The organism is Streptomyces sp. NPDC048415 (genome assembly GCF_040651675.1).
GTDB lineage: Bacteria > Actinomycetota > Actinomycetes > Streptomycetales > Streptomycetaceae > Streptomyces.
In genome coordinates this window covers 99,821-122,324 of sequence record NZ_JBEZKJ010000015.1, presented here as the reverse complement: position 1 = coordinate 122,324, position 22,504 = coordinate 99,821, and the positions used below count along the sequence as shown (strand labels likewise).

General features: G+C 70.8%; 16 protein-coding genes. 12 read left to right on the top strand and 4 right to left on the bottom strand.

Features of this window, described 5'->3' with window-relative positions:
* Positions 1-235: 235 nt before the first annotated feature.
* The 4 genes from AB0D27_RS13635 to AB0D27_RS13620 all read left to right on the top strand — a co-directional run bounded on the left by AB0D27_RS13635 (position 236) and on the right by AB0D27_RS13620 (position 8,509).
* Complete coding sequence (locus AB0D27_RS13635; protein WP_362506697.1) at positions 236-1,024, top strand: ABC transporter ATP-binding protein; 789 nt, start codon at positions 236-238, stop codon at positions 1,022-1,024.
* Positions 1,021-3,585 carry an FtsX-like permease family protein gene (locus AB0D27_RS13630; protein WP_362506694.1) on the top strand — a complete coding sequence of 855 codons (2,565 nt, stop codon included), beginning with the start codon at positions 1,021-1,023 and terminating at the stop codon, positions 3,583-3,585. Before AB0D27_RS13635 ends, AB0D27_RS13630 begins: the two co-directional genes overlap by 4 nt.
* Positions 3,586-3,954: 369 nt before the next feature.
* Positions 3,955-7,485, top strand: coding sequence for a transcription-repair coupling factor (mfd, locus tag AB0D27_RS13625; protein WP_362506691.1), 3,531 nt, complete (start codon positions 3,955-3,957; stop codon positions 7,483-7,485).
* Positions 7,486-7,606: 121 nt separating this feature from the next.
* Positions 7,607-8,509 carry a hypothetical protein gene (locus AB0D27_RS13620; protein WP_362506688.1) on the top strand — a complete coding sequence of 301 codons (903 nt, stop codon included), beginning with the start codon at positions 7,607-7,609 and terminating at the stop codon, positions 8,507-8,509.
* Positions 8,510-8,695: 186 nt separating this feature from the next.
* Here AB0D27_RS13620 and AB0D27_RS13615 read toward each other — a convergent pair whose 3' ends face one another.
* A complete protein-coding gene (locus AB0D27_RS13615) occupies positions 8,696-8,875 on the bottom strand; it encodes an antitoxin (protein WP_362506685.1) in 180 nt (59 codons plus the stop codon).
* A gap of 161 nt (positions 8,876-9,036) precedes the next feature.
* Between AB0D27_RS13615 and AB0D27_RS13610 the strand changes: the two genes are divergently transcribed.
* Complete coding sequence (locus tag AB0D27_RS13610; RefSeq protein ID WP_362506682.1) at positions 9,037-9,762, top strand: HNH endonuclease family protein; 726 nt, start codon at positions 9,037-9,039, stop codon at positions 9,760-9,762.
* A gap of 85 nt (positions 9,763-9,847) precedes the next feature.
* Here AB0D27_RS13610 and AB0D27_RS13605 read toward each other — a convergent pair whose 3' ends face one another.
* Positions 9,848-10,597 (bottom strand): hypothetical protein, encoded by a 750-nt coding sequence (locus AB0D27_RS13605; protein WP_362506679.1) that lies wholly within the window; start codon positions 10,595-10,597, stop codon positions 9,848-9,850.
* Positions 10,598-10,786: 189 nt separating this feature from the next.
* Entirely contained in the window at positions 10,787-11,506 is a 720-nt protein-coding gene (locus AB0D27_RS13600) for a hypothetical protein (protein ID WP_362506676.1), read from the bottom strand.
* 328 nt (positions 11,507-11,834) lie between these two features.
* Between AB0D27_RS13600 and AB0D27_RS13595 the strand changes: the two genes are divergently transcribed.
* The 6 genes from AB0D27_RS13595 to AB0D27_RS13570 all read left to right on the top strand — a co-directional run bounded on the left by AB0D27_RS13595 (position 11,835) and on the right by AB0D27_RS13570 (position 19,500).
* Entirely contained in the window at positions 11,835-13,865 is a 2,031-nt protein-coding gene (locus AB0D27_RS13595) for an N-6 DNA methylase (RefSeq protein WP_362506673.1), read from the top strand.
* A gap of 271 nt (positions 13,866-14,136) precedes the next feature.
* Positions 14,137-14,706, top strand: a complete 570-nt coding sequence (locus AB0D27_RS13590) for a hypothetical protein (protein WP_362506670.1) — start codon at positions 14,137-14,139, stop codon at positions 14,704-14,706.
* Positions 14,707-14,723: 17 nt separating this feature from the next.
* Positions 14,724-16,226 (top strand): protein kinase, encoded by a 1,503-nt coding sequence (locus tag AB0D27_RS13585; protein ID WP_362506742.1) that lies wholly within the window; start codon positions 14,724-14,726, stop codon positions 16,224-16,226.
* Positions 16,227-16,387: 161 nt separating this feature from the next.
* A complete protein-coding gene (locus AB0D27_RS13580) occupies positions 16,388-17,215 on the top strand; it encodes a glycoside hydrolase domain-containing protein (RefSeq protein WP_362506667.1) in 828 nt (275 codons plus the stop codon).
* A gap of 156 nt (positions 17,216-17,371) precedes the next feature.
* Positions 17,372-18,034: a SurA N-terminal domain-containing protein gene (locus AB0D27_RS13575; RefSeq protein WP_362506664.1), complete on the top strand. Its 663-nt coding sequence runs from the start codon at positions 17,372-17,374 to the stop codon at positions 18,032-18,034.
* Between the two features lie 248 nt (positions 18,035-18,282).
* Entirely contained in the window at positions 18,283-19,500 is a 1,218-nt protein-coding gene (locus tag AB0D27_RS13570) for a nucleoside triphosphate pyrophosphohydrolase (protein WP_362506661.1), read from the top strand.
* Between the two features lie 250 nt (positions 19,501-19,750).
* On the opposite strand, the gene AB0D27_RS13565 is transcribed toward AB0D27_RS13570, so the two are convergent.
* Positions 19,751-20,962 carry a globin domain-containing protein gene (locus tag AB0D27_RS13565; RefSeq protein ID WP_362506658.1) on the bottom strand — a complete coding sequence of 404 codons (1,212 nt, stop codon included), beginning with the start codon at positions 20,960-20,962 and terminating at the stop codon, positions 19,751-19,753.
* Between the two features lie 210 nt (positions 20,963-21,172).
* Between AB0D27_RS13565 and AB0D27_RS13560 the strand changes: the two genes are divergently transcribed.
* Complete coding sequence (locus AB0D27_RS13560) at positions 21,173-22,444, top strand: cytochrome P450 (protein WP_362506655.1); 1,272 nt, start codon at positions 21,173-21,175, stop codon at positions 22,442-22,444.
* Positions 22,445-22,504 lie beyond the last annotated feature (60 nt).

Sequence of the window (22,504 nt, the reverse complement as noted above, 5' to 3'; positions counted from 1 at the left end):
CTCCTTACTACGGCTCGGGGAGGGTTCGTCCCGCTGGAGGACGAGAAGGGGCGGGCGCCGTCCTTAACCTGGCTTTACGCCGCTGGGGGGCGGTGCACCGAACCCGCGGGGGTGGGGTTATCCCCAGCAAAAGACTGCGCTGAGCACCAGCGCGCCGGGGTCCCTCCCGACACCAGACTGACCGACGTAGCGCACCGCACGACATTCGCTTACTGACCGACATAGGAGACATACCGTGACATCGGCTGTGACCATTCCCAGGCACGGGGGCACTGGAGGGCGTACGGCCGTTGCCGCGCGGGCGCGGCAGGTCGTGAAGGCATACGGGTCGGGGGAGACCCGCGTCGTCGCCCTGGACCACATCGATGTGGACATCGCACGCGGCCAGTTCACCGCGATCATGGGCCCCTCGGGGTCCGGCAAGTCCACGCTGATGCACTGCCTCGCCGGGCTCGACACCGTGACGAGCGGACAGATCTACCTCGACGAGACCGAGATCACCGGCCTGAAGGACAAGAAGCTCACGCAGCTGCGCCGGGATCGGATCGGCTTCATATTCCAGGCGTTCAACCTGCTGCCGACGCTGAACGCGCTGGAGAACATCACGCTGCCGATGGACATCGCCGGCCGCAAGCCGGACAAGGGCTGGCTGGGCCAGGTCGTGGAGACGGTCGGACTCGCTGACCGCCTCAAGCACCGGCCCACCCAGCTCTCCGGCGGCCAGCAGCAACGCGTCGCGGTGGCCCGCGCGCTGGCCGCCCGGCCCGAGATCATCTTCGGTGACGAGCCGACCGGAAACCTCGACTCCCGTGCCGGGGCGGAGGTGCTGGGCTTCCTGCGCCGTTCCGTGGGCGAGCTCGGCCAGACCATCGTGATGGTCACGCACGACCCGGTGGCGGCCTCGTACGCGGACCGGGTGCTGTATCTCGCGGACGGCCGGATCGTCGACGAGATGTACCAGCCGACGGCCGACCAGGTGCTGGACCGCATGAAGGACTTCGACGCCCGGGGACGTACGTCATGACCGTCCTGAAGACCTCGATGCGCAACTTCTTCGCGCACAAGGGACGCATGGCCCTGTCCGCCGTGGCGGTCCTGCTGTCGGTGGCCTTCGTCTGCGGCACGCTGGTGCTCACGGACACGATGAACACGACGTTCGACAAGCTCTTCGCGGCCACCTCGTCCGACGTCACGGTCTCGCCGAAGGCGGCGAAGAACAGCGACACCCCGCAGAACGGCAAGCCCGAGTCGATGCCGGCCTCCGTGCTGGAGCGGACGAAGAAGGCGGACGGCGTCAAGTCCGCCGAGGGCGCGGTCAGTTCGATGAACGTGACCGTCGTCAACAGCGACAACAAGAACATGGGCTCCAGCAACGGCGCCCCGACCATCGCGGGCAACTGGACGCACAACGACCTGCGTTCGATGGAGATCACCAAGGGCCACGCCCCGCGCGGTCCGACCGAGGTGATGGTCGACGCCGACACCGCCGACAAGCACCACCTGAAGATCGGCGACGCGCTGCGCACCATCGCCGTCACCGGTGACCTGAAGGCCAGGATCGTCGGCATCGCCTCCTTCAAGGTGACCAACCCCGGTGCGGCCGTCGTCTACTTCGACACCGCCACCGCCCAGCGCGAACTGCTCGGCGCCACCGGCCTGTTCACCGACATCAACGTCAGCGCCGCGCAGGGTGTCACCGACGCCCAGCTCAAGCAGAACGTGATCTCCACCCTGGACGGCACCTACAAGGTGCAGACGCAGAAGGAGAACGCGGACGAGAACCGCAGCGACGTCGGCTCGTTCATGGACGTCATCAAGTACGCCATGCTCGGCTTCGCCGGAATCGCCTTCCTGGTCGGCATCTTCCTGATCATCAACACCTTCTCGATGCTGGTCGCCCAGCGCACTCGCGAGATCGGTCTGATGCGGGCGATCGGCTCCTCCCGCAAGCAGGTCAACCGCTCGGTGCTGGTCGAGGCGACCCTGCTCGGAGTCTTCGGCTCGATCCTCGGTGTCGGCGCCGGCGTCGGCCTCGCGGTCGGCCTGATGAAGATCATGTCGTCGATGGGCATGGAACTGTCGACGCGGGACCTCACGGTCAAGGCGACGACCCCGATCGTCGGTCTGATCCTGGGCGTGGTCGTCACGGTCCTGGCGGCCTATCTCCCCGGCCGCCGCGCCGCCAAGATCTCCCCGATGGCCGCGCTGCGCGACGCCGGCACCCCGGCGGACGGCAAGGCCGGTCTCGTACGAGGCATCCTGGGCCTCGTCCTCACCGGCGCCGGAGCCCTCGCGCTCTACTCGGCGGCCACCGCGGACAAGGCGAGCGACGGTTCGCTGGTGCTGGGCGCCGGTGTGGTGCTCACCCTCATCGGATTCGTCATCATCGGCCCGCTGCTGGCCGGCGGAGTGGTCCGGGTGATCAGCGCGGTGCTGCTGCGCGCCTTCGGCCCGGTCGGACGGATGGCCGAGCGCAACGCGCTGCGCAACCCGCGCCGCACCGGCGCCACCGGCGCGGCCCTGATGATCGGCCTCGCCCTGGTGGCCTGCCTCTCCGTGGTCGGCTCCTCCATGGTGGCCTCGGCGACCTCCGAGCTCGACAAGTCGGTCGGCGCGGACTTCATCGTCCAGGGCAACCAGCGGATCGTGCCGCAGGCCGAGAAGGCCATGGAGTCGTCGCCGGGCCTGGCGCACGTCACCCGCTACAAGGACCTCGACGCCACACTGACCTCCCCGGACGGCACGACCGATGACACCGGCATCACGGCCGCCGACCCGTCGTACGCGGACGACCTGCGTCGCGAGACGACCGCCGGTGACCTGACGGCCGCCTATGGCAAGAACGCCATGTCGGTCGGCTCGGACTACGCGACCAAGCACCACGTCAACGTCGGCGACACCCTGTCCGTCGCCTTCAAGGGCGGCGCGACGGCGAAGCTCAAGGTCGCCGCGATCACGGACGACGACACCTCAATCGACAAGGGCGCCCGGTACACCAGCCTGGAGACGATGAAGAAGTACGTCCCCGCGGACCGGATCCCGCCGAACGAGATCATGTTCGCCACGGCCAAGGACGGCCAGGAGAAGCAGGCCTACGCGGCCCTGAAGAAGGCCATGGAGCCCTACCCGCAGTACCAGGTGCGCGACCAGACCGACTTCAAGCAGCAACTGAAGGACCAGGTCGGCCAGCTCCTGAACATGGTCTACGGCCTGCTCGCCCTCGCGATCATCGTGGCGGTCCTCGGCGTCGTGAACACCCTGGCCCTGTCCGTGGTGGAACGGACCCGGGAGATCGGTCTCATGCGGGCCATCGGCCTCTCCCGCCGCCAGCTGCGCCGCATGATCCGCCTGGAGTCGATCGTCATCGCCCTCTTCGGCGCCCTCCTCGGCCTCGGCCTCGGCATGGGCTGGGGCGCCACGGCCCAAAAGCTCCTCGCCCTGGAAGGCCTCAACGTCCTCGACATCCCCTGGACGACCATCATCGGCGTCTTCATCGGCTCAGCCTTCGTGGGCCTGTTCGCCGCACTGATCCCGGCGTTCCGCGCGGGCCGGATGAACGTCCTGAACGCCATAGCCACCGAGTAGCCCCGCGGACGGGGGTCACGGGGACACGGGGGAGAGCCCGGCTCCGAGAAGCTTCAGCTTCCCGGAGCCGGGCTGCTTTTTGCTTTTTGCTTTTAGCCCGTCCGGCGTTTGAGGACGAGCGCGAAGCGCGATACGGGGGGTCTGGGGGGCGAAGCCCCCCCAGGTACGGTGGGGGTCCCCCCGCTCGAGCGAAGCCGAGAGTGGGGGAGGGTAGGGGCGGAGGGGGCGAACACCCCAGGCGCCCGCACCGACGCCGGGGGTTATCCACAGGCCCGGCACCACGCAGCCCGGCGTCGTACGCTGGAGACCCCCGGCCCGTGACACGTGCCGGGCGGTTCGCGTTGCCCACCCCTGGACGGGAAGCCCTTCATGAGCCTGCACGGTCTGCTCGACGCCGTCGTCAAGGACGCCGCACTCGCGGAAGCGGTGAGGGCCGCCTCCGGCGAACTCCGGATGCACGTCGACCTGGTCGGCCCACCCGCGGTCCGCCCCTTCGCGATCGCCGCGCTGGCCCGCGAGAGCGCCCGCACCGTCCTGGCGGTGACGGCGACGGGCCGCGAGGCCGAGGACCTGGCCGCGGCGCTGAGGTCCCTCCTGCCCTCCGAGGGCATCGTCGAATACCCGTCGTGGGAGACCCTCCCGCACGAGCGGCTCTCCCCCCGCAGCGACACCGTGGGCCGCCGCCTCGCCGTCCTGCGCCGCCTGGCCCACCCGCGCCCCGACGACCCCGAGACCGGCCCGGTCTCCGTCGTCGTCGCCCCCGTACGCTCCGTGCTCCAGCCGCAGGTCAAGGGCCTCGGAGACCTGGAGCCGGTCGCCCTGCGCACCGGCCAGACCGCCGACCTGGGCGAGATCGTCGAGGCGCTCGCGGCAGCCGCGTACTCCCGTGTCGAGCTCGTCGAGAAGCGCGGCGAGTTCGCCGTCCGCGGCGGCATCCTGGACGTCTTCCCGCCCACCGAGGAACACCCGCTGCGCGTGGAGTTCTGGGGCGACGACGTCGAGGAGATCCGTTACTTCAAGGTCGCCGACCAGCGCTCCCTCGAAGTCGCCGAGCACGGCCTGTGGGCCGCACCCTGCCGCGAACTGCTGCTCACGGACGACGTACGACAGCGGGCGGCGGCCCTGGCCGAGGCCCACCCGGAGCTGGGCGAACTGCTCGGCAAGATCGCCGAGGGCATCGCGGTGGAGGGCATGGAATCCCTGGCCCCGGTCCTGGTGGACGACATGGAGCTGCTGCTCGACGTGCTGCCCAAGGGCTCGATGGCCGTCGTATGCGATCCGGAGCGCGTGCGGACGCGGGCCGCGGACCTGGTGGCGACGTCGCAGGAGTTCCTGCAGGCGTCATGGGCGGCGACGGCGGGCGGCGGCGAGGCCCCCATCGACGTCGGCGCGGCGTCCCTGTGGTCCATCGCGGACGTACGGGACCGGGCGCGCGAGCTGGACATGATGTGGTGGTCGGTGTCGCCCTTCGCGGCCGACGAGGAGCTGGACGCCGACACCCTCAAGCTGGGTATGCACGCCCCCGAGACCTACCGCGGCGACACCGCCCGCGCCCTCGCCGACACCAAGGGCTGGCTGGCCGACGGCTGGCGCACCGTGTACGTCACCGAGGCGCACGGCCCCGCCGCCCGCACCGTCGAGGTCCTCGGCGGCGAGGGCATCGCGGCCCGCCTCGACATCGACCTGGCGGACATCAGTCCCTCCGTGGTGCACGTGGCGTGCGGCTCGATCGACTACGGCTTCGTCGACCCCGCGCTGAGGCTGGCGGTCCTGACCGAGACCGACCTCTCCGGCCAGAAGGCGGCCGGCAAGGACGGCGCGCGCATGCCCGCCCGCCGCCGCAAGACCATCGACCCGCTGACCCTCGAAGCGGGCGACTACATCGTGCACGAGCAGCACGGCGTCGGCCGCTACATCGAGATGGTGCAGCGCACGGTCCAGGGCGCCACCCGCGAGTACCTGGTGGTGGAGTACGCCCCCGCCAAGCGCGGCCAGCCCGGCGACCGCCTCTACATCCCCACCGACCAGCTCGAGCAGATCACCAAGTACGTCGGCGGCGAGGCACCCACGCTGCACCGGCTCGGCGGCGCCGACTGGACGAAGACCAAGGCGCGCGCCAAGAAGGCGGTCAAGGAGATCGCCGCCGACCTGATCAAGCTGTACAGCGCCCGCATGGCGGCACCGGGGTACGCCTTCGGTTCCGACACCCCGTGGCAGCGCGAGCTGGAGGACGCCTTCCCCTACACCGAGACCCCCGACCAGCTGACCACGATCGCCGAGGTCAAGGACGACATGGAGAAGACGGTCCCGATGGACCGCCTGGTCTGCGGCGACGTCGGCTACGGCAAGACGGAGATCGCGGTCCGCGCGGCCTTCAAGGCGGTCCAGGACGGCAAGCAGGTGGCCGTGCTCGTCCCGACGACCCTGCTGGTGCAGCAGCACTTCGGCACCTTCGGCGAGCGCTACTCGCAGTTCCCGGTCAACGTCCGGGCGCTGTCCCGCTTCCAGACGGACAAGGAGGCGAAGGCAGTCCTGGAGGGCCTGCACGAAGGCTCGGTGGACGTGGTCATCGGCACCCACCGGCTGTTCTCCTCGGAGACGAAGTTCAAGGACCTGGGCCTGGTCATCGTCGACGAGGAGCAGCGCTTCGGCGTCGAGCACAAGGAGCAGCTGAAGAAGCTACGCGCCAACGTGGACGTGCTGACGATGTCCGCGACCCCGATCCCGCGCACCCTCGAGATGGCGGTCACGGGCATCCGCGAGATGTCCACGATCACCACCCCGCCGGAGGAACGCCACCCGGTGCTGACCTTCGTCGGCCCGTACGAGGAGAAGCAGATCGGCGCGGCCATCCGCCGCGAACTGCTGCGCGAGGGCCAGGTCTTCTACATCCACAACCGCGTCGAGTCGATCGACCGCGCGGCCTCGCGGCTGCGCGAGATCGTCCCCGAGGCACGGATCGCGACCGCGCACGGCCAGATGTCGGAACAGACGCTGGAGCAGGTCGTCGTCGACTTCTGGGAGAAGAAGTACGACGTACTGGTCTCCACGACGATCGTCGAGTCGGGCATCGACATCTCGAACGCCAACACGCTGATCGTGGAGCGCGGCGACAACTTCGGCCTCTCCCAGCTCCACCAGCTGCGCGGCCGGGTCGGCCGTGGCCGCGAGCGGGGCTACGCCTACTTCCTCTACCCGCCGGAGAAGCCCCTGACGGAGACGGCGCACGAGCGCCTCGCGACCATCGCCCAGCACACCGAGATGGGCGCGGGCATGTACGTGGCCATGAAGGACCTGGAGATCCGCGGCGCGGGCAATCTGCTCGGCGGCGAGCAGTCGGGCCACATCGCAGGCGTCGGCTTCGATCTGTACGTCCGCATGGTCGGCGAGGCGGTCGCCGACTACCGCGCCTCCCTGGAAGGCGGCGTCCAGGAGGAGCCGCCCCTGGAGGTCAAGATCGAGCTCCCGGTCGACGCACACGTCCCGCACGACTACGCGCCGGGCGAGCGGCTGCGCCTGCAGGCGTACCGTTCCATCGCCTCCGCCAACACGGAGGAGGACGTCAAGGCCGTCCGCGAAGAACTCGTCGACCGCTACGGCAAGTTGCCCGAGCCGGTGGAGAACCTGCTCCTCGTGGCGGGCCTGCGCATGCTCGCGCGCGCCTGCGAGGTCGGCGAGGTCGTCCTCCAGGGCAACAACATCCGCTTCGCGCCGGTGGAGTTGAGGGAGTCGCAGGAACTGCGCCTGAAGCGGCTGTACCCCGGTACGGTGATCAAGCCGGCCGCCCACCAGATCCTGGTGCCCCGCCCGAAGACGGCGAAGGTCGGCGGGAAGCCGTTGGTGGGACGGGAGTTGCTGGGCTGGACAGGGGAGTTCCTGGCGTCGATTTTCGGGTCGTGATACGGCGAGGGTTTTCGGGTCGTGATACGCGAGGGTTTTCGGGTCGGACACCGCGTGGGTTTTTCGGATCGTGACACGGCGAGGGTTCTCGGGTCGTTACACGGCGAGGGGGAGGGCAGCCATGTCGAGGCACGTGAGTGAGGCGAACGAGACCGGTGGCGGTGTCGAGCTCGGCCGGGTGCGCCAGTTGTGGCATCTGCTGGAGCCGCTGCACGCCGTGCTCTACTACGCGCCGGAGGCCTTCGAGGAGGCGGCCGCGCTCGGCTACCGGACCGAGGAACGCTGGCCGAGCTACTTCCCGTACCGCGCCGCGCCGTTGGGGCCGGTCGGTGGCGAGCGCGTGACCTCCGCCTTCTACAGCTTCAGCCCGCGCATGGTCGACGAACACGTCAAGTCCGCGTGGCGGACGGCCGGTCCGGAGCAGGTGCTCACGGCGCGGGAGCGGGCCGTCGACCGGGCCTACCGCGCGATACTCGGCGACCGGGTCGACAGCCCCGAACTCGCCGAGGCGGCCGTGCTCGCCCGCCGCGCCGCCGAGTCCGCGAACACCGCGGGCCGCCCACTCGCCGCCGCCAACGCCGAGTTGCCCTGGCCCGAAGGGCCCCACCTCCAGCTGTGGCACGCGGCGACGATCCTGCGCGAGCACCGGGGCGACGGCCATCTCGCGGCACTGCTCGTCGCCGGGCTCGACCCCGTCGAGACGCTCGTCTCCTTCGCCGCGATCGGCGCGGCCTCCGTCGAACGCTTGGAGAGCCGCGGCTGGAGCGCCGCGGAATGGGCCGCCGCGCGTGCGCGCCTTGTCGTACGCGGCCTGGTGACCGAGGACGGTACGGCGACCGACGCGGGCGTCGAGCTGCGCCGCCGGGTCGAGCAGCACACGGACGAACTGGCCTGTGCCCCTTGGCAGCTGCTCGGTTCCCACGCCACCGCACGCCTCGCCGACCTGCTCGGCGAGTTCTGGGTCACGGTGCTGGGTTCGGGGCTGCTGCCGTCGGAGACGACGCTGGGAATCGGGAAGGTGTAAGAACGTCGCTCTTCAGCAAGGGAAAGCAAGGCAAGCGAGGGAAAGCAAGGCAGGGGAGAGCAAGCAGGGGAGAGCAAGGCAAGGGGAAGCAAGGGAAGCCGCCCGCGGGAGTCAGGTCTCCGCGGACGGCCTCCGCCGCAAGCGTGTCGGGTGATTCAGTCGGCACTGGCCTCCGTGCGTCTCCGGTTATGGCTCTTCGGGCCGGTCGCGGTCCATGCCCATCCGGCCCTCGATCTTCTGCTGGGCCTGATCGACCTGGCTCTCGTACTTCCCGCCCGTCTTCTCGTTGACGTCCTTCTCCGCAGTGTCGGACATGTCCTTGCCCTTGTTCTGCGCCTGGCTCCTGAATCTGTCGAAGATGCCCATCCAGAGCTCCTTCCGGAGGTGACTCACCACCGACGATACGCCCGGCGTGCGCCGATTGCCCGTTGAGGACGGGTACGGCCGAGGGGCCCCGGCCGATACCGTGGGAGCAGGGAAACCCGCCCGAACAGGGCGGACCCGGGGAGGCGAAGGGGAGGGGCGTCGTGCTGCGTCTGAGGGGTGGGGCGGCCACGGCCGCGCTGGTGGTGCTCGTCGTCGGTGCCGGTGTCAGCGGCTGCAAGAAGGAGACCACGGGTTCCGCGGGGCCTGAGGAGACGGCGGCCGGCGGCGCCGCCCTCACCGCCGTGGACTCGCTGACCGTCAAGGGACGCGCCCCCAAGACGGGCTACAGCCGCGAGCGGTTCGGCACGGCCTGGGCCGACACGGACTCCAACCGCTGCGACACCCGCGACGACATCCTCAAACGGGACCTGAAGGACGTGAAGTTCAGCGACGGCACCTGCAAGGTGTCCTCCGGGCTCCTCGACCCCGAGCCGTACGGCGGCAAGGAGGTGACGTACGCGCGTGGTCGCAGCCTGGTGGACATAGACCACCTCGTCGCACTGTCGGACGCCTGGCAGAAGGGCGCCAAGTACTGGGACGCGAGCAAGCGGATAGCTTTGGCCAACGACCCGCTCAACCTGCGTGCCGTAGGCGCGAGCGCCAACCGCAGCAAGGGTGACGGCGACACCGCGACCTGGCTCCCGCCCAACAAGGCGTACCGCTGCACGTATGTCGCCGCCCAGGTGGCTGTGAAGAAGAAGTACGGGCTGTGGGTCACCGCCGCCGAGAAGGCCGCCATGAAGAAGGTGCTCTCCAGCTGCCCCGGCCAGAAGCTCCCCGCGGGCGGCAACCCGACGAGCGCGCCGGCGCGCTTCCACGCGGGCTGAGCCCCTTGCGGCCGGCCGCCGCCCACGCTGCGCCGCGTGGAGCTGGAGGTGTCGGACTGGAGGGGTGGCGCGAGGTGCGGGGACCTCAGCCGCCCAGCTTGTCCAGGTCCAGGACCTTGCCGGCGGGCTTCTCGGCGGGGACCGGCTTGTCGTACTCGCTGAAGGTGAGCGTGCCCGGGTCCTTGGCGGAGGTGCTGTCGACCCGCAGCAGGTAGGGCTTGCCCTCGGTGGCGACGTACAGGGTGTAGCGGTCCTTGCCGTCCTTCTCGTGAAGGACGATCGCCGGGGTGCCGTCCACGCTGCTGGTCTTTCCGCGGGTGGCGTCGGAGTTCACGTCCTCCGCGCCGGCGAGCACGGTGTCGAGATCGCAGAAGCTCGCGATGTCCTTGGCGTCGGAGCCGGTCGCGGCCATCTTCGTCCACTTGCCGGCCAGCATCTCCACCACCCCGTCGGTCTCGGACTTGGAGTCGCCCTTGCTCTGGGCGCGCAGGAACGCCTCGTCGTACTTCATGTAGACGGTGTCGCCGGTCTTGATGAGATCGGCCTTGCCCTGGCCGTTCATGCTCATCGTTCCGGCGCACTCGCCCTTCTTGTCGAGCGCCATGTCGATCCGGATCGTGCCGCCGTCCTCGTCGTCGGGCATGTCGCCCTTCATACGGAGCGAGGTGGCGCCCGTGGTGGCCTTCACGGCCCGGTCGGCGATCTCGCCCCCGGTCAGCCCGGCGAACGGGCCCTTCGGCTTGCTGTCCGCCTTGTTCTCGCCGGAGAGACAGCCGGTGAGGCCCGCGGTGGCCGCGGCGGCGAGGCAGAGGGCGGCAAGTGCGGTGCGACGCATGAGAGTTCCTTGAGGTGATGTGTGGTGGTGACGAGGTGTCTGTTGGGGGGCCGGGGAAGAGGAAGAGGGCGGCCCGGCTCGGTGGGCTGAAGTGTGGTGGGCTGACATGCGGTTGGTCCAGGCCCCGTTGGTTGAGACGCCGTTGAACTGAGGCGCCGCGGTTGACGCCCGGTTGGTCGAGGCGCCGCGTCAGCCGGTCTTCTTCCAGTCGCCGCAGCCGGTGGTCTTGAAGTAGCCGTCGCCGGCGCTGATGGTGACGACGGCCGTGCCGGTCACGTTGTTGTTGGCCGCGATCGAGTTGAGGGAGTGCGTGGCGTCCTTGTCGCGCTCCCAGTAGCAGGAGTCGTCGGCGTTGCCGGTGGACTTGTAGGTGCCGGGAGCGATGTCGGCGCCGACTCTGTACATGCCGCCGTCGCCCTTGATGCGCGAGGCCGGTGTGCCGGGCGCCTTCGCGCCGACGGCCTCCCAGTCCTCGCAGCCGCTGGTCTTGAAGAGCTTGTCGCTCGCCTTGACGGTCACGTAACTGGTGCCGCTGACATTGTCGTTCGCGAGCAGGGAGCCCAGCTCGCCCGAGGCGTCCTTGGCACGCTCCCAGTAGCACATGCCGTCGGTGTTGCCCGTGGTCCGGTAGGTGCCGGGCTTGATGTCCGTGCCGACCTGGAAGTCGCCGTCCCCCTTGAACGCGACCTTCTTCTGGGCCTTCTTCCCGGTCTTCTCCGCCTTGTCGCCGCTCTTGCCGTGCGATGTGGCGTCGGCCTTCTTGCCGGGCTCGCCTTCGGCCGAGGCGGAGGTGTCCTTGCCCTTGTCGCCGGAACCGCTGCCGCTGTTGCCGTCGGCGTTCGCCGAGACGACACCGATGACGACCACGCCCACGACAGCCCCCAGCGCGATCTTGCCCTTCGTACCCATGAGGTCCCCTCCCCAGCGGCGACAACAGCCCCTTCGTGGCGGTTGCCCGTTCGATGGGTCAATAACAGCAGAGCTTGTGAACCGAGTCAACACGATTCACAGGGAGGGTCGTGTACACGCCTGTGAAGAGGTAGATCTTGCATGCGTCGGTATGCTCGGGATCACAGACGCCGCCTGAGGTGAGCCCTAAACGGCCCCACAGGCCGGCGCCGGACATAACGCCGCAGGCCAGTGCGGTTGTCAGGGGCAATCAGGGTCAGAGAGTCAGGACCGGCCTGAACCACTCAGGGCCAGGGCCAGTCAGGACCAGAACGAGGGGAGCCGGGCGGTGCAGGACAACGCGACAGAGGTGACCGCTGCCGGGATCGCGCGGCTCGCCGGGGTCGGCCGCGCCGCCGTCAGCAACTGGCGCCGCCGCCACGCCGACTTCCCCAAGCCGGTCGGCGGCACCGAGACCAGCCCCTCCTTCGCGCTCGCCGAAGTCGAGGCATGGCTGCGCGACCAGGGCAAACTCGCCGAGGTGCCGCTGCGCGAACGCGTCTGGCAGCAGCTCGCCGGGCATCCCGAGGGCCCCGTTGCCGCCCTGGTGCACGCCGGCTGCGCGCTCCTGCTCATCCATGACCGCCCCACCGACTGGCTGGAGCTGAGCGCGGGCTCGGACGAACGCCTCGCCGCCCTGCTGCCCGCCGCGCTCGACCAGGTGATCACCCCCCGCTTCGGCGCCCCCCGCGAGCGCGCTGTGAACACCCCGACCGGCCCCGAGCTCCTCCCGTCCGCCCCGCTGCTGCGCGGCGCCGCCGAACTCGCCGCCGAGCTGGGCGCCCGGCAGACGTACGAGTTCCTGCTCGGGCGGCATCTGGACGCCAACCCGCGCCAGTACACGCTCACTCCGGGTGACCTCGCCGCGCTGATGGCCGAGCTCGCGGGACCGGCGCGTACGGCGCTCGATCCGGCGTGCGGCACCGGCGCGCTCCTGCGCGCCGTGCCGCCCAAGCCGGACCAGGCGCTGTACGGCCAGGACAGCGCCCCCGAACTGGCGGCGCTGTCCGCGCTGCGGCTCGCTCTCCAGGGAAAGGCCGCTGTCCGCACTGCCACCGGGGACAGCCTGCGCGCGGACGCGCATCCCGCGCTCAAGGCCGACGCCGTCCTGTGCCACCCGCCGTTCAACGAACGCAACTGGGGCCACGACGAACTCGCCTACGACGCCCGCTGGGAGTACGGCTTCCCGGCCCGTACGGAGTCCGAACTGGCCTGGGTGCAGCACGCGCTGGCCCATCTCAAGGACGGCGGCAGCGCCGTGCTCCTCATGCCCCCGGCCGCCGCCTCCCGCCGCTCGGGCCGCCGAATCCGCGCCGACCTGCTGCGCCGCGGCGCCCTGCGCGCCGTGATCGCCCTGCCGATCGGCGCCGCGCCCCCGTACAACATCCCGCTCCATGTATGGGTGCTGCGCCGCCCCGAGAAGGCGCCCGCGCAGCCCGAGGTGCTGCTCGTCGACACCGGCACGCTGGCGGCCGAAGGGCGGGGCGGCCTCGACTGGCAGGCCGTTCGCACCGCGGTGCTCGACGCCTGGCGGCCCTACGACCGGACCGGCAGCGCGCGGGAGGAGCCGGGGTTCAGCCGTGCGGTGCCGGTCATCGAACTCCTCGACGACGACGTCGACCTGGCCCCGGCCCGCCATCTGCCGCCGCCGCCCGCCGGGGGTGGCACCGAGCAACTCGCGGGCGCGCGCGAGCGGTTCGCCGAGACCTTGCGCCTCGCCGCGGACCTCATGCCCCCCGAGGCCCGGCGGGCGCAGCCCACGCGCTGGCCGCTCATCACGGTCGGTGAACTGGCGCGAGGAGGCGCGCTGATGCTGCGCACGGGCGGAATCGGCGCCCCCGCGCGCGTGCCGGTGCTCACCGACCACGACGTGCTCGCCGGTACCGCGCCCTCCGGGAGCCTCCCCGAGGGGGAGGAGGAAGCCGCGCTGGTGGAAACGGGCGATGTCGTCGTCCCCGTGCTCGGCGGCGGCTCCATCGCGCGCGTGGTCGACGAGAAGACGGCGGGCGCCGCCCTGGGGCGCAACCTCACCCTGCTGCGCCCCGATCCGGCCGCCCTCGACCCGTGGTTCCTGGCCGGCTTCCTGCGCGGCACCGCCAACAACCGGCAGGCCAGCAGTTACGCGTCGACCGCCACCCGGCTCGACGTGCGCCGCCTCCAACTGCCCCGGCTGCCACTCGACGAGCAGCGCCGCTACGGCGAACGCTTCCGCGCGCTCGCCGAGTTCGAGGACGCGCTCCGGCGCGCGGGCCGGCTCGGAGAACAGCTCGTGCGCGGCATGTACGACGGTCTGACGGACGGGACGGTCGCGCCGGGCTGAGCACCGGTGGGAATGCCCGGTTGAGCGCCGGTGGGAATGCCCGGCTGAGGACCAGTGGGAACGGCCGGCTGAGCACCAGTGGGAACGGCTGCGGAGTACCGGCGGAACGCCCGCGGAGGCCCGGCGGGGCGCCCGCCGAGTCCCGGCGGGACGGGCGAAGTGATCAGCACGACAACGGTTCGGTACAACCCGGGACCGGTTGTCCTTGTCGGCCTATACGCTCGGACTCCGAACTCGTCAGTCCATCGTCATCAGGTCCTCGGGAGCAGTCATGTACGGCCACGGAGCGGCGCCGCCTCCCCGCAGCGCGGCTACGGTCATCAGCCTCCGCGTGCTGTTCGCCGCCGCCGGTTTCCTCACCTGCGGTCTGCTGGCCTGCGTCCCGCTGTTCCGGGTCGCCGTGCTGCGCGGCAAGTGGTTCGACTGGACGGTGGCCTGGCTGAGCCTGCCCCTGGCGTTCGGCGGGCTCGCCGTGGTGGGCTCGCTGCCGGAGTCGGATCACCGCACGGACTTCGCGCTGGCCGGTGTGCTCCTGCTGGGCGCGCTGAGCGCCGCGTACTTCCTGGTCGTGGACATCCGGCACCACCGGCAGCCGCCCCCCTTCCCGGGATACATACCGGCTCAGCCGCCCCCGGTCGCATACGGCTATCCGCAGCCCCAGCCGTACCCGGCCACCCAGATCGCGCAGCCCCCGGCCCCACACACCCCCATACCCGTCCCCCAGCCCCAGCCTCAGCCCCAGCGCCCCGCGCCCGCGCGCATCGACCAGGTACGCGCGGAGCTCGATGAACTCAGTGACTACCTCCGCAAGCACGAGGGCCACCCCGAGGACGGCAGATGAGCGTGGCGACGGGGCGGATGGTCGCGGACCGCTATGAACTGTCCACGCTGATCGGGCAGGGCGGCATGGGTCAGGTCTGGACGGCCTACGACCAGCGCCTCGACCGACGTGTCGCGGTCAAGCTCCTGCGCCCCGACAAGGTCGCGGGCCAGGAGGCCGACGAGCTGCGCCGCCGCTTCGTGCGCGAGTGCCGGGTCACGGCGCAGGTCGACCACCCGGGACTCGTCACGGTTCACGACGCGGGCAGCGTGGGCGAGGAGCTGTTCCTCGTCATGCAGTACGTCGACGGGGCGGACCTCTCCGATCACCTCGCCGAACACGACCCCTACCCGTGGCAGTGGGCGGTCGCTGTCGCCGCCCAACTGTGCGCCGTGCTCAGCGCCGTGCACGCCGTCCCGATCGTGCACCGCGACCTGAAGCCGCGGAACGTGATGGTCAAGCAGGACGGCACCGTCACGGTCCTCGACCTCGGCGTGGCGTCGGTGATGGACACGGACACCACGCGGCTGACCCACACCGGTTCCCCCATCGGCTCACCCGCCTACATGGCCCCCGAGCAGGCCATGGGCGGCGCGGTCGGCCCGTACACCGACCTGTACGCACTCGGCGTACTGCTGCACGAACTGCTCAGCGGAGACGTGCCGTTCTCCGGCTCGACCGCGCTCGGCGTGCTGCACCGCCACCTCTACGAGCCGCCGCTCCCGGTGCGCCGGCTGCGCCCCGAGGTGCCGCCCGCGCTGGAGAGCCTCGTCCTGCGCCTGCTCTCCAAGGACCCGCAGCACCGGCCGGCGTCCGCGCAGGAGACGTACGAGCAGCTGCTCCCGCTGCTGCCGGCGCGCGGCATGCCCACGGGCGCCCCCCTGGACCCCACGCGCCCCTTCCTGCGCCCGCACGCGCCGTGGCCCGACAGGGCGCGCACGCCGGCGCCGCAGCCGCAGGCCGCGCCCGCCGTGGAGAAACCCGATGTCGCGGGCGCCGTCGACGAGGTCAAGCGGCTGCTGGGCGAGGGGCGCATCACGCAGGCCGTCGACATCCTCGGCTCGATCCTCCCAGCAGCCGCCACCGAGCACGGCGAGCACTCGCCCGTCGTGCGCACCCTGCGCAAGCAGTACGCGGCCACGCTCATGGACGACGGCCAGTACCGGCGCGCGCTGCCCGAACTGCGCCGTCTCGCCGACGAACGCGCCGCCGAGGCCGGCCAGGCCGACCCGCAGTCCCTGCGCTTCCGCTACGAGGCCGCCCAGTGCCTGGAGCAGCTCGGCGAACCCGCCGCCGCGCTGGCGGAGTACCGCGCGCTGCTGCCGTACTACGAGAACCAGTACGTCGCCGGGGACCCGGAGACCGCCCTCGAAGTCCGCCAGCGCATGGGCCACTTGCTGCTCGCCCTCGGCGACCGCGGCGCCGCCCACGACACGCTGGCCCGGCTCCTGCACGACGTGGAACGGCTGCGCGGCCCCGGCCATCCGATGGCCGGGGAGATCCGGCGGACGCTCCAGTGGCTGGGACAGGTGCGGGGCTGACCGCAAGCTTTGCGCCACCTTGGCGGAATCTTGTGTTCCCCAAGATCGGGTGTTTCCCGAACTCGGGTGCGACGTGGGTTACTTTGCGATCCGTTTCCGCGTCGTAAGAGACGCACAGTCAGCGCACGAACAGCTGTGCACAACCAGGGGTGGGGTCACTCATGTCCAGCCATCGGCATTCCAAGAAGCGCAGATACGTGACATGGGCCGCGGCCGGCGCGGCCGTGGTCGCCGGCGCCGGGATCGCCGCGCAGACCTCGATGGCCGCCACCACATGGCCCGCGCAGCGGACCTTCACCGGGCGCGCCTTCGACGCCTGCGCCGCGCCCTCACTGTCCGCGATGAAGGCCTGGAACACCGGCTTCTACGGAGCCGCCGCCGTCTACGTAGGCGGCAAGAACCGCGGCTGCGCCCAGCCCAACCTCACCGCCTCCTGGGTGAAGTCGGTCAGCGCGGCCGGCTGGAAGCTCATCCCCCTGTACGTAGGCGCGCAGCCGTCCTGCCAGACCGGGACCAGCCCCGAGAAGCTCACCGCCACCACCGCCGCCTCGCTCGGCACCACCGACGGCGCCGACGCGGTCGCCAAGGCCGCCGCCCTCGGCATGAAGGCCGGCAGCCCGATCTACCTCGACATGGAGGCGTACGACACGACGAACACGGCCTGCAACAACGCCGTGCTGACCTACGTACGCGCCTTCGACAAGGCCCTGCACGCCAAGACGTACCGCACCGGCTTCTACGGCTTCACCAGCTCCAGCGCCAAGGCCATCGCGAACGCGACCGACAAGACCGACCTGCCGGGCAACCTCTGGTACGCCCTGTGGGACAAGCAGAACACCACGACCGCGGACTGGCCGTTCGGCGCCACTCAGTGGACCAACCACAGCCGTGCCCACCAGTACCTGGTGAACAGCAAGGAGTCGCGCGGCGGTTACACGATCACCGTGGACCGGGACGCCTGGGACGCTCCGGTGGCGATCACGGGCTGACACCCGCGGGCAGCGTGATGCCGATGTGATGGTGCGACGGTGCCTGAAGGCTGGGCGAATCGTTGGTCGAAAGGGTGGCCGAGAGCAGGGCCACTGCTTACCATCGATCACCGCAAGACTTTGTGCACCGTCGCACAATCTCCTCGGGAGGCTTCCTTGCACCGCCGCCGTCGCACCGCGCTCGTCCTCTCCGCCGCGATCGTCGCCGCGGCCCCCCTCCTCACCGGGTGCGGCAGCGACGCGCATCCAGGCGCCGCGGCCGTCGTCGGCGGCCAGCGGATCACGGTCGCGCAGCTGGAGAGCCGGGTGATGGAGGTGCGCGCGGCGCAGCAGGCCGCCACCCAGGACGAGGCGCAGTACGAGCAGGCCATCGCCAAGACCGGCAGCCTCACCCGCGACACCCTGCACGGCATGGTCCTCGACAAGGTCCTGGACCGCGCCGCGAAGAACGCGGGCGTCACCGTGACCCGCAAGGACACCCAGCAGATGCGGACCGCTCTCGAACAGCAGGCGGGCGGTTCGAAGGCGCTGGAAACGACCTGGCTGCAGCAGTACGGGGTGGCACCCAGGCGTCTCGACGACAGCCTCCGCACCGAGATCGAGGCCCGGAAACTGGCCGCCACGCTGGGCGCGGACATGAACACCACCCAGGGCAAGACCACGTTCTGGAAGGCGCTGTCCGCCGCGTCCAAGGAACTCCACGTCGACCTGAACCCGCGCTACGGCGCCTGGGACGTCCAGAAGAGCAGCCGCGTCGACGCGAAGACGCCGTGGCTGCGGGAGGTCACGGTGGCTGCCGGGGCACAGCAGACGACGTAGCGGTCGGGCGCGGGGCGCGGGGGCTGTGGATAAACGGTTCGGCTGGGGGCCTCGCGGATAAAGTCGTGTGGATGGCTGCGCGGCGGGTCGGCGGCTTGGCGGGCGCGGCAGGTTCGGCGGGTTCGGCGGGGCGACGGTCGGCTGTCCCGCCGCTTCCTCCGGCCGGACCGTGCACCGGGTGGGCCTGTGGATAACGCGGCCTGTGGACAACTGCTGGGGCTGTCGGCGACGTGGGTTACGTTCGAGGGGTGAACGCAACCAGCAGCTTCGACGGCGACCCGACCGCGACCGGACCCGTTGGCAACCCGTCCGCGACCGCGACCGGACCCTTTGGCGACGCGACCGCGAGCGGACCCGTTGGCGACCCGTCTGCGAGCGGACCCGTTGGCGACCCGTCTGCGAGCGGACCCGTTGGCGATCCGTCCGCGACGGCGACCGGACCCTTTGGCGACGCGACCGCGACCGGACCCACAGGCGACGCGACCGCCGCCGACCCGGGCCGCATCGTCCTGCTCACCACCAGCCACCGCGTGGCACCCGGACTGCTGTCCTGGCCCGCCTGGCAGGCGCTGCGCACCGCCGACCAGGTCGTGTGCGCGGACGGAATGCATCCGCAGCTGCCGTATCTGCGCGAGGCCGGCATCGTCGTCGACGAGGCCTCGCCGACCGCTCAGGAGCTGGTCGACGCCTGCGCGGGCGGCCGCACACTGGTCGTCGTCGCCACTGGCGAGGGCGAGCCGCGGCTGACCGACGGTCTGGCCCAGCTGGCCGGCTCCGGCCGCATACAGATGCCGGACCTCGAGCTGCTGCCCGCCTCCTACGACCTGCCGGGCGCCCGCCTCCTCGACCTCGTCCAGGTCATGGACCGCATCCGCACCGAGTGCCCCTGGTCGTCCCAGCAGACCCACGAAGGCCTGGCGAAGTACGGCATCGAGGAGGCGTACGAACTCGTCGAGGCGATCGAGGAGGGCGACCGCGACGAACTGCGCGAGGAGCTCGGCGACGTCCTGCTCCAGGTCGTCTTCCACGCCCGTATCGCCGAGGAAGGGCGCCCGGAGGATGGCTCCGCCCCCTTCTCCATCGACGACGTGGCGGGCGGCATCGTCACCAAGCTGATCCACCGCCATCCCCATGTCTTCGGCGACGAGACGGCGACGACACCCGAGGAGGTCAAGGAGCACTGGCTGCGCACCAAGGCCGAGGAGAAGCAGCGCACGTCCGTCACGGAGGGGATACCGCTCGGTCAGCCGGGCCTGGCCCTGGCGGCGAAGCTGGCGTCCCGGGTCCGAACGGCGGGACTCGAGGTGCCTCTTCCCGCGGGGAAGGGCGTCGGCTACGAGCTGCTGGCGACAGCCGCGCGCGCCGAGGCCGAGGGTGTGGACCCGGAGGCGGCGCTGCGAGCGGCGGGCCGGGCGTACCGGGACGCGATCCGCGCGGCGGAAGGGGTGGAGACGGGGGAGGAATGAGACGACCAGAGGGTGGAGTCGCGCCTGCGGGGCGCGGCTCGACGGCCGGGCACCGGAGTTACGCCTTTCGCGGCGAGGGTCGACGACGACGATCCAGGCCCGGAGTTGTGGCTGTCGCGCCTGCGGGGCGCGGCTCGACGGCCGGGCACCGGAGTGACGCCTTTCGCGGCGAGGGTCGACGACGACGATCCAGGCCCGGAGTTGTGGCTGTCGCGCCTGTGGAGCGCGGCTCGATAGCCGGGCACCGGAGCTACGCCTGCGGGGCGCGGCTCGACGGGTTGTGCCAGCTCGGTTGGGGACGGTCGAGCAGCCATTCCGCCGCGCCCATTGGGCGAGGGCGTCCCCGGCCGGTCGGGGCCAGGACGTCGTGGAAGATGCGGTCGGACGGCGTGCCGAGGGTGGGCAGCCCCTCGCCGATCTCTTCGACGAGCTCGGGCGGACCGGCGAGATAGACGTCGTGCCGGGTCCAGCCGGCGCGGTTGCCCAGCGCGGTGAGGAGCCGTTCGGTCGCCTGGGCCTTGGGGCGGCCGGGAGCGGGGGTGATGAAGGTGACGGCGAGTCGGGTGAGCCGGTCCCGCAGGCGCTCGAGGGCGGCACGGTCGTACAGGTACGAGGTGTCGCGGGCGACGAGGAAGAGGCGGGCCTCATGGGCGTCGTCGAGCTGTTCCAGCAGGGCCTTCACGGGTGCCCATCCGGTGCCGGCCGCGATGAGAGTGAGCGGCCGGTCCACGGGGGTGCGCAGGGTCAGCGTGCCGCCGGGCGCGCCCAGCCGCAGGACGTCGCCCTTGCGGGTCTGCCGGACGAGGGCGGTGGACAGGACGCCGTCCTCGACGCGGCTGATGTGCAGGTCGAGGGTGTGGTCGGGGCGGGGTGCGTTGGCGAGCGAGTAGGGCCGCCAAATGCCCGGTAAGTGGGGGAGGTTGACGCTGACGTACTGGCCGGGGAGGTAGACCAGGGGCTGGTGCGGACGCAGGGTCAGTACGACGAGGTCGTCGCCGTGCCGGGTCCGGGCGGTGACCTCGGCGTCCCACCAGGGCGGTTCGCCGTGGTGCTGTGCCTCCCACGCGCCCTGCAGCATCACGTTCGTGATCGCCCCGTACGCCTCGCCCCAGGCCTTCTCGACCTCCACGTTCCACGCCGGCCCCGCGACGACGGCGAACGCGGCGATCAGACTCGCCCCCACGGCCGCGTAATGCTCCGGCTCCGCCAGATACTTCCGGTGGTCCCGCCCGAGCTCCCGTAAGTACCCTGGCAGTCCCGGATCCTCCAGCCGCTGCATCACATAGGTGAGCGCCGCGAATAGTCTGTCCCGCTGCCGCTGCATGTCCTCCGGGAAGTCCAGCGGAAACAGCCCGCGGACATCCGGATGGTGCCGGAACAGATGCGAGTAGAAGTACTTGACCGCGAACTCGGCCCGTCTCTCGACGACCGCGAAGCTGGATCTGAGTATTTCGGGGTCCACTTCGCGAATGTAGGGAGTTCTCGAGCCGCGCAGTCAAACCGCAGGCGATTTACGGACAGCCTGGGGTGAAGCGGGTGGGGGTGGGGCGGGGGTCCCCCTGAGTACGGTTGCTCCAGGTCAGCGTCGACCCGGTGAGGCGGCCGGGACGACCGAACGCAGGGCTCGCTGATGGCGGAGGCTGTGCCTGTCCCCTCCGGATAGCGTGGGACGGTGACCGAGCACCCCACTCCCACCGGCCCCACGCCCGAACTCTTCACCTGGGAGTTCGCCACCAACCCCTACCCGGCGTACGCCTGGCTCAGGGAGCACGCGCCCGTGCACAGGACGCGCCTGCCCAGTGGGGTGGAAGCCTGGCTGGTCACCCGGTACGTGGACGCCAAGCAGGCCCTGGCCGAGGCGCGGCTGAGCAAGAACCCGGCCCATCACGACGAACCCCCGCACGCCAAGGGGAAGACCGGCATCCCGGGGGAGCGCAAGGCCGAGTTGATGACGCATCTGCTCAACATCGATCCGCCGGACCACACGCGACTGCGGCGGCTCGTCTCCAAGGCCTTCACCCCCCGCCGCGTGGCCGAGTTCGCGCCGCGGGTGCAGCAGCTCACCGACCACCTCATCGACCAGTTCGCGGCCAAGGGCTCCGCCGACCTCATCCACGAATTCGCGTTTCCGCTGCCGATTTACGCCATTTGCGACCTGCTCGGCGTCCCCCGCGAGGACCAGGACGACTTCCGGGACTGGGCGGGGATGATGATCCGGCACGGCGGAGGGCCGAGGGGCGGTGTGGCGCGGTCCGTCAAGAAGATGCGCGGGTATCTCGCCGAGCTGATCCACCGCAAGCGCCAACTCCTCCCCGAGCGGCCCGGCCCCGGCGAAGACCTCATCTCCGGCCTCATCCGCGCCTCCGATCACGGCGAACACCTCACCGAGAACGAGGCGGCGGCGATGGCCTTCATCCTTCTGTTCGCCGGCTTCGAGACCACGGTGAACTTGATCGGCAACGGCACGTACGCGCTTCTCACCCACCCTGAACAGCGCGCACGCCTCCAGGCCTCCCTCGCCGCCAAGGAGACCGGGCTCCTGGAAACCGGGGTGGAGGAACTCCTGCGCTACGACGGGCCGGTCGAACTCGCCACGTGGCGGTTCGCGACCGAGGCCGTGCGGATCGGCGGGCAGGACATCGCGCCCGGCGACCCCGTCCTCGTCGTACTGGCGGCTGCGGACCGTGACCCCGAGCGGTTCGAGCAGCCGGACACGCTCGACCTCTCGCGGCGTGACAATCAGCACCTCGGGTACGGTCACGGCATCCATTACTGCCTCGGCGCGCCGCTCGCCCGCCTGGAGGGGCAGACCGCCCTCGCCACCCTCCTCACCCGCCTCCCCGATCTCCAACTCGCGGGAGATTCTGCCGATTTGCGCTGGCGTGGCGGGCTCATTATGCGGGGGTTGCGCACGCTTCCCGTGGAGTTCGCACCCGGGCGGTAGGCAGGGCGGGAAACCGCCTCTCACCAGGGAAAAAGTGACGGTCCCTCAACTCTGTGATCT

Coding starts and splice junctions, on each gene's coding strand:
- AB0D27_RS13605 (WP_362506679.1), bottom strand. CDS start 10,597: ATGCGTCGCACCGCACTTGCCGCCCTCTGCCTCGCCGCCGCGGCCACC.
- mfd (WP_362506691.1), top strand. CDS start 3,955: ATGAGCCTGCACGGTCTGCTCGACGCCGTCGTCAAGGACGCCGCACTC.
- AB0D27_RS13630 (WP_362506694.1), top strand. CDS start 1,021: ATGACCGTCCTGAAGACCTCGATGCGCAACTTCTTCGCGCACAAGGGA.
- AB0D27_RS13600 (WP_362506676.1), bottom strand. CDS start 11,506: ATGGGTACGAAGGGCAAGATCGCGCTGGGGGCTGTCGTGGGCGTGGTC.
- AB0D27_RS13590 (WP_362506670.1), top strand. CDS start 14,137: ATGTACGGCCACGGAGCGGCGCCGCCTCCCCGCAGCGCGGCTACGGTC.
- AB0D27_RS13580 (WP_362506667.1), top strand. CDS start 16,388: ATGTCCAGCCATCGGCATTCCAAGAAGCGCAGATACGTGACATGGGCC.
- AB0D27_RS13585 (WP_362506742.1), top strand. CDS start 14,724: ATGGTCGCGGACCGCTATGAACTGTCCACGCTGATCGGGCAGGGCGGC.
- AB0D27_RS13620 (WP_362506688.1), top strand. CDS start 7,607: ATGTCGAGGCACGTGAGTGAGGCGAACGAGACCGGTGGCGGTGTCGAG.
- AB0D27_RS13615 (WP_362506685.1), bottom strand. CDS start 8,875: ATGGGCATCTTCGACAGATTCAGGAGCCAGGCGCAGAACAAGGGCAAG.